Origin of the sequence: Collinsella sp. AF04-24 (assembly GCF_003465685.1) — a bacterium.
Taxonomy (GTDB): Bacteria; Actinomycetota; Coriobacteriia; order Coriobacteriales; family Coriobacteriaceae; genus Collinsella; species Collinsella aerofaciens_AP.
Genome location: NZ_QSBK01000002.1, coordinates 82670 through 95573, shown reverse-complemented (window position 1 = coordinate 95573; position 12904 = coordinate 82670). Strand labels below are relative to the sequence as shown.

At 59.9% G+C, this 12904-nt stretch carries 6 protein-coding genes; all 6 read right to left on the bottom strand.

Translation table 11 applies throughout. The features are described 5' to 3' along the window. Positions 1 to 154: 154 nt before the first annotated feature. On the bottom strand, positions 155 to 6436 hold the full coding sequence (locus DWV32_RS01410) for a Spy0128 family protein (protein WP_117756968.1): 6282 nt from the start codon (positions 6434 to 6436) through the stop codon (positions 155 to 157). Positions 6437 to 7141: 705 nt separating this feature from the next. Then, positions 7142 to 7483 carry a 4Fe-4S dicluster domain-containing protein gene (locus tag DWV32_RS01400; protein WP_117756967.1) on the bottom strand — a complete coding sequence of 114 codons (342 nt, stop codon included), beginning with the start codon at positions 7481 to 7483 and terminating at the stop codon, positions 7142 to 7144. Positions 7484 to 7490: 7 nt separating this feature from the next. Further along, positions 7491 to 8579 (bottom strand): nickel-dependent hydrogenase large subunit, encoded by a 1089-nt coding sequence (locus DWV32_RS01395; protein ID WP_117756966.1) that lies wholly within the window; start codon positions 8577 to 8579, stop codon positions 7491 to 7493. Positions 8580 to 8584: 5 nt separating this feature from the next. Continuing rightward, complete coding sequence (locus DWV32_RS01390) at positions 8585 to 9301, bottom strand: NADH-quinone oxidoreductase subunit C (RefSeq protein ID WP_117756965.1); 717 nt, start codon at positions 9299 to 9301, stop codon at positions 8585 to 8587. Beyond that, entirely contained in the window at positions 9301 to 9894 is a 594-nt protein-coding gene (locus tag DWV32_RS01385) for an NADH-quinone oxidoreductase subunit B family protein (RefSeq protein ID WP_117756964.1), read from the bottom strand. Before DWV32_RS01385 ends, DWV32_RS01390 begins: the two co-directional genes overlap by 1 nt. Positions 9895 to 9906: 12 nt before the next feature. After that, positions 9907 to 12789: a proton-conducting transporter membrane subunit gene (locus DWV32_RS01380; protein WP_117756963.1), complete on the bottom strand. Its 2883-nt coding sequence runs from the start codon at positions 12787 to 12789 to the stop codon at positions 9907 to 9909. Positions 12790 to 12904 lie beyond the last annotated feature (115 nt).

Sequence of the window (12904 nt, the reverse complement as noted above, 5' to 3'; positions counted from 1 at the left end):
CCGATTTCGTGGCGGCCCTTCCTCCCCTGCGCACAAAAGTGCCGCCACGGAGAAGGGAGACGTCTCCGTGGCGGCTGGGGGTGGGGGGTGGGGCTATGTTCTGGCTCCCCGCCGGTCGCCCGGGGCCTTTTGGCCCCGGGCGCTGCCAGCGTGCCTAGCGCTTACGGATACCCCAGACCAGGGCTCCGACGCCGGCCATGGCGATGACGAATGCCATGAGCAGTGCGGCGGCCTGCTGGTCACCCGTGGTGGGCAGGAAACCCTTGACCGTCTTGACGATGTTCGTCACGGTCTTGGGCGTGCCGGGATCGGGCGTCGGCACGGGCGTCTCGGGCTTCTTGTACGTGTTGTTGAACACGATACCCTCGACGCTCTTGTCGCCCTTGGTAAAGGTGACGTTCGCCTTGAGGTTGCCCTCGCCGTCGTCGACCACGTTGACGGTCGCGGTAAAGACGGACTTGTCGTAGGTCATACCGGCCTCGTCGCCCTTGACCTCGCTGATGGTGTAGACGTACGTACCAGGCTCGTCGTACTCGAACTTGTCGAAGTTAATCTTGCCGTCGGCATCGTTGGTGACGGTGGACTCGATGTCCTCGCCAACGAGCTTAAAGCTAAACTCGTCCTTCTTGAGCTCGCGTCCCTCGAGTACCTTGATGGCGCCGATGGAAACCTGCGTGGGCATGGCGTGATACTTGTTGGTAAAGCCAGCCGACTCGGTGGTTCCCTCGAGCTTGTGCGTCGCGGTCAGCGTGCCGTCACCATTGTCGGAGACGGTGGTCACGACGGTGTAGGTCGTACCGTCATAGGTGACGCCCTTGTACAGGCCGAGCGCGTTGGGGCAAGCCTCGCGCAGCGTGTACATGTGCGTGCCGGGTGCCTCGTAGCGGATCGGGCTCAGCGTAACGGTGCCGTTAGCGTCGTTGGTGCCGCTAGCGACAGTCACGCCGTCCTCGAGCAGCTCAAACGTGAACTCGCCAGCTGCAAGATCACGTCCGGTCAGACGCTTGACGGTCGTGACCTGATCGGTCACGGAAGAATCGGTAGGCGTCACGCTGTACGTGTTGGTGAACGTAAAGTCCGCACCGTCGCCGCCGTCGCGCTTGACGCTCAGGTGCCCAGCGCCGTCGTCAGTCACGGTGTAGGAAACCTTGCGCGCGGTATTGGCGTCGTTAGTCACGCCAGGGGCGGTGCCGGACTCGGTCACCGTGTAGGTAAAGGTGTGCGAGCGCGGGGCAGCGGGATCTGCGGGCTCGGACTCGTCGCTGGGCTCGTCGGCGTTGGCATCAGCGTCGGCGTTGGCCTCTTCAGCCTCTGCCTCGTCGGCCTCGTCTGCCTCGGCCTTATCGGTCGCATCGTCCGTCACGCCCAGGGCGCGGTTGAGGTCCTCGAGCGTAAAGTGGATCTTGCCAAAGTCCACGTTGCCGGCCGCGTCGTTGGTTGCGGTCGTGCGCTCGGGCATCGGGGCACCCGCCTCATCGGCGGCCACGGTAAAGGTAAACTTACCCGTGATGTCGGCCGGGGTCAGGCCCTCGGCAGCCTGGAGCTTCTTGGTGCCGGTAAGCGCGGCGTCAACGGCATCGGCGCCGTAGACGTTCTCGAACAAGGGCTCGATGCCACCGTAGTCGACCGTTGCCGTCAGGGTACCGTCACCGTTATCGACGACGATAACCTTAAAGCCAAAGTACCACGTTGTAGCAGAAACGCCGTTCGGCAGCCCGTGTATAGCTTCGTAGGCCGTGTAGTTAATGGTCCAAGCAAGCTTACCGTCCTTGTCGGTACGATGGGCAAGCCCGGCAGACTCAAGATCGGCAAGCATCTTGGTGTCGTAGTGCAGCGCATCAAAGCTCACGTGCCCACCGATATTGGGCTTGAGATTTTCATAACCCACAAGCTCACCCTGATAGGCGATACCGAACCAGAACTCGCCGTCAACCATCGGGCGACCGGTCAGGGTCTTGGCGGCAACGACCTGAGCAGCGGTGCCACCAGGCGTGTTGGTCGTAGCGCTATAGCTGTTGACGAACGGGACCACGGCGCTCTCGACCGCGGCCGCGCCGGTCTTGTACTCGGTCACCAGCGTGCCCTCGGAACCGCCGGAGACGGTCGTCGTGGCGGTGAGCGTGCCGGCGGTGTCGTCGGCGATGGCGATCGTCACGGTGCGGACAGCGTCGTCGTAGGTGTAACCCGGCTGGCCGTCATTCTTCTCGGCAACGGTGTATGTAAAGGTCTTGCCGGCATCAGCCTGCGTAAATTTGACCTCATGGCCCGCCAGAATGTCAATCTGGCCGACTGTTCCCTCTATCGTTGCGGGGGACTCATAGTTGTTGGCCCCGGGCAGCAGGCCAAGTGCGCTAGCCGAATCATCGTCGGCGGGCGTCACGGTAAAGGTGAACTGGCCCTCGGTCATGGGGCGTCCGTAGAGGGTCTTGCTGAGCTTGAGGCCGCCGGCCGCGGCGTAATCGAGCTCAGTGCGGTACGTGTTGGTAAAGCGTCCGTTTTCCTTCTTAGTGACGTTGGCGGTCAGGGTGCCATCGCTGTCCTCGGTCACGGTCACTTCGGCGGTTGCGACATGCGCGTCATACGTCATGCCGACCGTGCTGCCCGCGTTCTCGCGAATCTCGTACTTATAGGTTCCGGCAGCGGTGTAGTGGATCTTACCGAACTTGATGGCGGCGATGCCGTCCTTCGCGTCCCTCTTGCTCACGGTTACGGTTGCGGGATCGGGCAGCGGGGTGCCTTCGGGGGCGGTGATGGTAAAGCTGAACTCGTCCCCATCCGTCCAGTCGCGACCGTCAATAGCCTTGCTCAGGCCAAAGTCGAGCTCGGTCTCGAGCGGGGTCACGCTGTAGGTGTTCTTGAAGATCGCAGCCTCAGCATTCTTCAGAACATGCTGGGCGCTGAGCGTGCCGTCGCCGCTATCGGTGATGGTCGTCTCGATGGCGAACTTGGCGTCACTGTAGGTAATGCCCTTGCTGGTGGTTCCGCCCTTGACCTCGCGCAGCGTGTAAGCGTGCGTTCCGGCCTTGTCGTACTTCACGGCGCTCATCGTGATCTTGCCATCGGCGGCGTTCTTGCCGGTGGCGACGACCTTGGCGTCCTTGTCCCCGCCCTCGACGAGCTCGAAGGAGAACTCGCCCTCAGCCATGTCGCGGCCGGTCAGGAACTTGGTCGCGGTAATCTGTTCGGTGACGCTCGTCTCGACAGGCTTCACGTTATAGGTATTGGTGAACGCAAATGCCGCATCGCCGTCCGGCTTGTGGGATACGCTCAGATTACCCTTGCCGTCATCGGTCACGGTGTAGGAAACCTTGCGCGTGGCGTTAGCGTCGTTGGTCACGCCAGCGACCTCGCCAGACTCGGTCACGGTGTAGGTAAAGGTGTGCTCGCGCTTCTCGGGCTTCTCGCCCAGGGCCTTGTTAAGGTCGTCGAGCGTAAAGGTGATCTTGCCAAAGTCGACCTTGCCCTTGGCATCATTGGTCACGCTCGCGTTCGCGGGCATGGGTGCGCCCTCTTCACCGGTCACGGTAAAGGTGAACTTGCCGGCAATATCGGCCGGGGTCAAGCCATCAGGAACCTGCAGGTTCTTCTTACCCACGAGCGATGCCGCGACGGGCGTGGCGGTGTAGGAGTTCTCGAACTTAATGCTCTTAACGTCCTCGGCGGCGCCCTGCAGCTCGTGCGTAGCCACCAGCTGGCCCTTGTTGTTATCGCTGATGGTCGTCACGATGGTGTAGGTCGTGCCATCGTAGGTGATGCCGCCGGCATTGCCCTTGACCTCGTGCAGCGTGTAGATGTGCTGACCGATCTCGGTGTACTTGATAGCCTTGAACGTAACGTTGCCGTTGGCGTCATTCTTGACGGTCTCGATAACCTTCGCGTCTTCGCCGAGACCCTCGCGCAGCTCAAAGCTGAACTCGCCGGCCTTGAGGTCGCGTCCGGTCAGGACCTTGGTCACCTTGATCTTGTCGGTGACGCTTGAATCGACGGAATTTGCAGCGTAGGTGTTCTTGAACTCAGTCTCGCCCGAAGTCACCTGTACGTCAGCGCTGAGCTCACCCTTCTTGTTGGGCGTTACCGTCACGGTAATCTCCGCGACATTCCCACTGTAAGTGATGCCATCGATAGTTTGGCCGGCGTTCTTTTCGCTGACCTTATAAACGTACGTGCCGGGCTCGGTGTAGGTAATCTCGCCGAAATCGATGGCTTTGTTGCCCTGGGTCGCGACCGCGGTCGTGGACTTCGGCATCGGGGCACCGTTCTCGGACGTCAGACCAAACTCAAACTTGTCCTCTTTCGTCCACTCGCGACCCTCGAGCACCTTGGTCAGGCCAAAGCTAGCCTTGGTGTCAACCTTTGCCGGCGTCATGTCGTACTTATAGCTGATCTTGCCGTTGTTGCCCAAGTAGGAATTGACATGCGTAGCACCCGCCTTGGCGGACACGTTGTTCCACCTGGGGTTGAGCACGTCGAGCGCGGTCTCGGTCAAGTTGCCGCCCACACCCTCCTTGGTGGTGTGGAGCTCGTCGATAAAGGCCAGGCGCGCGGTTCCCACGCTAAACGAAAGGTTATCGTCCTTGTCGCGAACTATGGCGCCGTCAAACTTCGCAGCGTCGCCGCCGATAAACTCGATGACGGCAGTGGCGGACTTGGCCTCGTTGTTCTCGCCCTGCTCCTCAAACTCATCCTTGTAGTAATAGGTGCCTTTTTCTGCCAGTGAAATCTTTGCAGGCTGCGTGCATTCCTTATCGGTGTAAATGGGAGTCTGCTTCTGGAAGTAGTAGTAGCGGTTGGTATCGGCCGGCTCAAAGGTCGCAACCGTATCACCCAACGCACCGGTCTTCCACTTGTTTGCGTAGAAGCTCACGGTCTTGCTGTCATCGTCGGCAACGGTCGTATTCTTTTCGATGTAAGTCTTGAGCCCCGTGACCTTCTCAGGCGTAAATAGGTTGTCGAGCGCAACACTCTTCACGCTCGAAGCATACTTCACCTGGATGGGCTTAACGCTGTCGACCGAAAGCTTGCCGTCTACGGTCTTAAAGTGGCTCAGCGGAATCAACGATGCAGGAATGTTAACCGTTACGATATCGCCCTTCTGGGGATTGTCATCGCCGGCACGCTGCACGGTAATGAGCAGGTCTTTTGCCTTGCCGGTGAACTCATATGTGTCGGTATTGGTTTCTTCATTGAACGTCTTGCTCGCCTCGGTAAACGGCGTGCCGTTGATGACGACTTCGGTAAATCCATCGACCTGCATAAAGTCGCCCAGCTCGTCGGTAAACGTGATGTAGCCAGACTTGGTCTTGTCATATCCCTTATGGATTTCGGTCGGATAAGGCGCCTCCGATGTGATGGCCTGCGAGATGTCGTCGAAGACCTTCTTGAGCTCTTCGGCATTGGTCGCCGACTTGTAGTAGTCGGAGTTTTCCGCGCGTGCACCATGAGTATCCCATGCCGTGGCATTGGGGTAGTTGCTCGAAACGGCGTGCATGAACTTGTTCTCTTTTTGGCTTTTTCCCGAATCCTGGATACCAGCGCTGGGGTCCGCGCCATCAAAGATGCCGATAGTATAAACGGTGGCCTTGCTGTCCTTCATGTTCTTAGCAGCTGTCACGGCAGCGTTGGCGACACCCGCATCGAATTTATTTTGCTTTGTTGGCGTACCGTCGGTAAAGAACACAATAATCTTCTTGGCGTCTTTGCGGCCAGAAGTGATAGTGATTCCCTCGGCCAGCTCTAGGCCATAGTCGGCGCGCGTGGCGCCGGCAGGCTGAATTTGATTAATTGTATTCTTCTTGAGATCATCCGCATTGCTGCCGGAACAGTAGGTCAATTCTTTCATAACCTGGGTGTAATTGTAGGAGTACCCTCCGTCGCGATACATATTGTTGCCGATATCGTTGGACTTCTTGCCCGCAAACTTAACAATGGCAACCCTATGCTGCCTATTGACGCCCTCGATGCCCTCGTTTTGCTTGGCAATGGTATCGATAAAGCTATTCGCAGCGTTCTTCAACGCATCGATACGCTTAGGTGAGTCTATACCGCCCATATGATCATCCATCGAGCCAGAGGCGTCCAGCACCATCACGATGTCGAGTGGCGTGGTAACCGTTACGGTTGAATTAGACGTCGAGGACATCGCCGAAAGCGTAGTCACAAAATCTGACGCTTCGTTTTCTCCGGCTTTCTTGACCGTCTTGTCGGTCCAGATTCGGCCGACGTTTTGAGTCGTTACTTTGTTACCGTTGTGACCGGCCGCCCAGATTTCCCAGCGTCCGCTGGTGTCGGGGTCGACGACCGTTCCGCTTACTGTCGGCCCGTCCATTCCGGTGCTGGACCTGGCGTTGGCCTCGGGCAGCATGGCAAATGCTGCAGCCGGCAACACAAGCACTACGGCAAGTATCACCGCCAAGAGACCCCTCGTGTACTTACTCATCGCGTCTCCCTTCTCGCGGTCTCAGACCTTGCATCAGCCTAAAGTTACGGAATGAGACACAATTAGGGCAGGTGACACATGTTCCAGATTGTGTTTTGGGCGTGAGACAAATGTCTCACCAAAGTTGAGACACGGCGTTTTCGCAGGAAAACGGGTGCGACTCGAGCCATCAGGCAAAAATGACCCGTTTTCCTCCGTCCCCGGGGGATCAATTGGTGGTGCTCGCCTCAAAACTGGCCCATCTACTACGTTTGACTCGATACCCCCGACCATACCCCTGTTTTCCAGAAAACTGCAGGCGTTCTACCTGCGGTTTTCATTTCACAGTACTTGCCGTGGTCGAGGGCTGCCGCCTAAACATAGTAGATGGGCCCATTTCGTGGCAGACGGGTCACGCGGCAGCCCTCGCAAGGCAAAAATGATCCGTTTCCCTCTGTCCACGGGAGATCAAAGGCTGTTACTGATATGGTGCCATTTCAAAACTATGCCGGTTTACGGGGCTAAAGTCGGAGCCCTCATCCATACCCCCTATTTTTGAAAAACAGCAAGCAGTCTACCTGCGGTTTTATTATCTTGGTTTTCGATATGGTCGGAGGTTCGCTATCCAGCCCCGTAATCCGGCATAGTTTTGTTCGCGGCGGCTCCACCGCTCGTTTAAGCGCGGGGCCGGTGGGGCATTTTTGCCCCACCGGCCCCATCCCAGCGCTATTCCGGCTTGGTTTCTACCGTGGGAGTCTTGTCCGCCGCGACTGGAGTGCGGGCGGTGTCCATAGTCAGGCAGTGTTTGGGGCAGCTCTCGATGCACTCGCCGCATACCACGCAGGCATACGGGTCAATCGACCACGTTCCTCCCTTGCGATCGACCGCGAGCGCGCCCGCCGGGCAGCGGCGCGCGCACATGCCGCAGCAAATACACACGTCCATGTCGTTAACGATGTGCCCACGCAGGCGCCCGGGTGCCGCGAGCTTCTCCTGCGGATAGCACACCGTTACCGGCTGCTTGACCATAGAACCCAAGGCCGTCTTGGCAAATGTCAGCAAACTCATGCCGCGCCTACCTTTCCGTGCAGCTAATGCATGGGTCGATGGTCAGGATAATCATGGGCACGTTGGCAATGAGCACGCCCTGCAGCGCATGCGTCAGACCCGCCAGATTTTGCGACGTCGGCGTGCGCACGCGAAAACGGTCCAAATTCTTGGTGCCGTTGCCGCGCACATAGTAATACGCCTCGCCGCGCGGTTGCTCAATCACAACCTCGCCGCGTGCGCCGTCGGCCGGCGTAAGCTTGGTGCGCCCGCCGATCCCGTCGTGCGGAATCTTGCCCACAAGCTCCTTGATGATGTCCATGGCCTGCGTGACCTCGGCGCAACGCACTTGGCAGCGGGCATAGCAGTCGCCATCGGTAGCGACAACCGGCTCAAACGCAGCCAGGTCCGCATAGGCACCGTCGCCAAACATGCGCACGTCGTAGTCCACGCCCGAGGCGCGCCCAAACGGACCGACCATCGAAAGCTCCAGCGCGTCTTTCTTGCTAATCACGCCCACGCCATGCAGGCGCTCGCCGCAGCTGTCATCGTCCAAAAACGTATGCACCAGAGCCTCGTAGTCAGGACGCATGGCATCGAGCGTCTGGACAATGCCTGCCAGCTCGGAGTCCTCGATATCATGCTTAAGGCCGCCGATCTCGTTAATCGACAGAATCACGCGCCCGCCGCAAGTGCTCTCAAAGATCTTGAGAATCTGCTCGCGCAGGGTCCACGAACGATAGAACAGCGCCTCAAAGCCAAAGGCGTCGGCAAGCAGGCCCAGCCACAGCAAATGCGAGTGAATGCGCGAAAGCTCGTGCAGAATGGTGCGAATATACTGCACGCGGCCGGGCACCTCGATGTCAAGCATGCGTTCGCAGGCGCTGGCATAGCCGCAGCTGTGGCCCACGGCGCAAATGCCGCAGATGCGCTCGGCGATGTAGCCAAACTGATGCATGTCGCGCTTTTCGGTGAGCTTCTCGAGCCCGCGGTGCACAAAGCCGATCTGTGGAATTGCCTCGATAACGCGGTCGTCCTCGATCACCAAGTCCAGATGAAGCGGCTCGGGCAGCACCGGGTGCTGCGGGCCAAACGGAATAACGGAGCGATGTGCCATGGACCTTACGCCTCCTCTTTCTGCTTGTCGCGGGCGGCCTTGGCGGCAAGCGCCGCGCGGACCTTGGCCGCTTTCTCGGGATCCATGGCGGCGAGCTTTGCCTCCATCTCGGCGGCCTTGAGCGCCGCCTTCGCAGCAGCCCCATCGTGCTGAGCATCGGAGCCGACAGCCGCAGCGGGCTGAGCAGCGGCGCCCGCGGCATCGCCGGCGCCCGCAACGCCCTCCCCTGCAGCAGCCGCAGCCGCGGCGGCCTTCTCGGCAGCGGCCTTGCGCGCCTTGGCCTCGGCAGCCGCGCGGACCTTCATGGCCTTCTCGCGCGCGGTCTTCACCTCGGGCGTGATAACGCTCATGGGTTCAGCGGTCGAGACCTGGTAGAAAAAGCCCTTAAAGTCGATCTGCATATCGGTGATGGCAAGACCAAACAGATCGTGCGCTTCGTTTTCAAACGGGAATACCGCCGGATAATACGAGCTGATGGACGGAATCTCCTGGTACTGGTCGATGCCTTCGACCACCAGGTTCTCGATCGCATAGCTGCCGCCCTGCGCAATATGCTCCTGAGCAGCACGAACGTTGATAAACGTATAGACCAAGCGATACGAGCCGTCGTCGACGTTACGCTCGGCGTGCATTTGCACAAAGCGCGCACCGACGCCCTTAAGCGCCTGGACATGCGACAGGAGCTCGTCGATCCCAACGATGGTATAGATTGCCTCTTGCATTACTCGGCCTCCTTTGCAGCGACGGACGCGGCGGGCGTCCCAGCAGGTGCGTCGCCAGCGGCGGGCGCGTCGCCGGCCTCAGCCGCGGCCACAAACCCGTCCTCGCCCAGCTCAACGCCACCGTCCCAGGTGGCGGCGCCGCCCACGGTGAGCGGATCGCCGCCGGCGCGCATCACGGCCTCCTTCTGGTCCAAGATGCCGCACGCCTCCACGATGGCATCGATCACCGTCTCGGGGCGAATGGCGCACCCGGGCGCGTACACGTCCACGGGAATCGCGCGGTCCACGCCGCCGATCACGTTGTAGGCATCGCGGAACACGCCGCCCGAACACGCGCAGATACCGCAGGCCACCACGCACTTGGGCTCGAGCATCTGGTTGTAGATCTGGCGCACGACGAGCAGGTTCTGAGCGTTGACCGACCCCGTCACCAAAAAGATATCCGCATGCTTGGGGTTGCCGGTGTTGACCACGCCAAAGCGCTCCGCATCGAACAGCGGCGTGAGCGAGGCCAGCACCTCGATATCGCATCCGTTGCAGCTCGAACCGTCGTAATGAATAACCCACGGCGAGCGCGACATTTTATGATCCATGGATGCCGCCTCCTAAATAAACACGTCGACGAGGATGGGCATAAGGTTGAGCAGGCCAAACACCAGCGCCACGCCCCAGCCGAGCTTAAAGCAGCTGCGCCAGGTGCTGCGGGCAAAGGTGTTGTCGATCAGGACCTCGACAAAATACGTCGTAGCCATCACGACCAGGGCTACGACCCAGCTTACCGGGTTGTCCCAGACAAAGAACATGCCCACCCACATCAAAAACAGCACGGTCTCGCACCAGTGCATAAGGGTCATCTTGGCCAGCGTGCCGCCGCTCATCTCGGTGGCGACGCCCTGGACGATCTCCTGATGCGCGTGATGCGAGTACGAAAGGTCAAACGGCGACTTGCGCAGCTTGATGGTAAGCACCGCGAGCAGCGCGAGGAAAATGGGCGCGCTGTACACGATGATGGGGGCCGACTGCCCCGTCACGGCGATGGAGTCGAAGCTATCGGTGGCGAGATACAGGCCCACGCTCATCAACAGAACGGCGGGCTCGTAACTCATGACCTGCAGCAGCTCTCGGTCGGCACCGACCTGGGCAAACGGGCTTTGCGTCGAGGCGGACGCCAACACCACAAAGATCGCGGCGAGCGTCACCATAAAAGCGCACAACAGCGTGTTGGAACCCGACACAAAGATGCCGCCGCCCACCACGGTAAAGATGAGCGCGCACGCCATGTAGGTATCGTCCATGGTGTTTACGCTGGCGGGGGCCTTGCGCAGCAGCTTGGCAACGTCGTAGAAGGGCTGCAGCAAGCGCGGGCCCACGCGGCCCTGCATGCGAGCCGAAAGCTTGCGGTCAAGGCCGTCGATCAGGCCTCCCACAAGCGGCGCAATCAAGGCAAACGCCACGGTACCAATAAATATGCCCACGACACCCGAACCTTCAAAATACTTACCGCGCAGCACCGAGGGCGCGCTCATGGCAAGCCGCTCGGGCCCAATCCACGCGCAACACAGCAGCGCAAACAAGATAATGCTGCAACACACGACGCTACCCGCGGGGCCAATACGCTTCTCGCCAAGGGCGTCCTCCGAGTACCAATTGCGCTTTTCGGCCTTCACCTCGTGTCCCATCGAGCCACGGAAATGGCGATATTTGTCGGTCCCCACACCCGAAAGGTACACGTTGACGTGCGGTTTGTTGCTCACGCGGAATGAAGTCAGCAGCACCACGGCGATAAACGCCACGATAACCACCATCAGATACATGGAGTCCTTGCCAATAACGTACGGCACGCGGCCAAACACCATGGCCAAGTAAGGCGACACCAGGCCGCTCGAGATGAGCGGGAACGCCACGCAGCAAAGAATCAGCAGCGCGGCGATGGTGTTGAGGGCCATCCATTCGGTCTTATGGACATTGACCTCAACGTTTTGAGCCGTGGGGTCAACGCCCGAAAGCTTGGCAAGCCACTTGCCCCAGAAGAAGAACGTCGCGGCCGAGCCAAAGGCAAGCACCATGATCATGAGCACGTTGCCGGTCTGGGCAAACGCCACCAGGGCGCCCCACTTGGACACGAGCATGCCAAACGGGGCCACGAACATGCCCATAATGCCCAGCATCATCAGGCGCGTCAGGTGCGGCATGCGGCTGAACATGCCGTCCATGTCCTCGATATTGCGGCTGCCGATATGATGCTCGGCCGTGCCTACGCACAGGAACAGCAGCGACTTGGCCACCGTGTGGAACAGGATCAGGAAGATCGCGGCCCACACGGCCTCGGGCGCGCCGACACCCAGGCAGGCGCTGATAAGGCCCAAGTTGGAGATGGTGGAGTACGCGAGCACGCGTTTGGCGTTGCTCTGCGAGATGGCCATGAGGGCAGCGAGCAAAAACGTGATGGCACCCACACTCGTGACCATAAAGCCGGTCACGGGATAGATGGCATAGAGCGGGCTCAGCTTGACCATCAGGAACACGCCGGCTTTGACCATGGTGGACGAGTGCAGCAGGGCGCTCGTGGGCGTGGGGGCAACCATGGCACCCAACAGCCAAGTGTGGAACGGCATCTGCGCGGCCTTGGTGAGCGCGGCAAGCGACAGCAACAGGACCGGCATGACCAGCAGCGCGGATTGCGCGGTTCCGGCGCCGGAAAGCTCGATCATGCCCGAGATGGTCAGCGGCATGCCGTTAACGTGCAGGTATATGAGTCCGGCCAAAAACGCGATGCCGCCCAGCATGTTGAGGATGATCTGGGTGAAAGCGTTTTTTATGGCCTCGGGCGTGCGCGTGTAGCCAATCATGAGGAACGAGCACACGGTGGTGATTTCCCAGCCACAGAACAGCCACTCAAGGTTGTCGCTTGTCACGATGACGAACATGGCCGAGAGGAACAGGAACATAAGCGCCAAGAACTGCGGGCGTCGGTCGGACGCCGCCTGCCCGCGCAGCGCAGCCTCGTGCTCGTCATGGGCCTGAAAGTCCTTCATGTAGCCCAGGGCATACACGCAGATAAGGCTGCCGACAATGCCGACGGCAAGCACCATGATCACACTCATGTAATCCAGGTAGAGCGGCGTGGCGGTGACAACCTCGGCCGCGGGCAGCGTCATGGCAGCGAAGGCAACCGAACCCACCAGCTGCACCACGCCGAGCACCGTGGTGAGCGTGCTCTTATATTTACGCGCGTTGTACAGGATGACGGCGCACAGGATCACGTCGATGACGGAGCTGATGATCGAGAGCACATGCGAGGCGCCGGGGGCAACCTCGAAGCTCTGCGGGCCCGTGCCAAAAAACATGACGGCGACTACAACCGTCACCGCCATAATGATGCCAGAGCCTACAAGCCCTAGCGCATCGCGGGCGCGGTCACCGCGCGCGAGCAGCATGCCCAGCGCCGGTACCAGCGGAAACAGGGTAAGGAAATACAGTAGCGTCATACCATCACTCCCCCATGCAAAAACGCTGCAATTGTTTAACGTTATAGCTCAGTTGAGGAGTAGCGGCGGCGGGTTTTCGGTCAACTGGGGAGTTTTAGGCGTACGGGGTAACGAG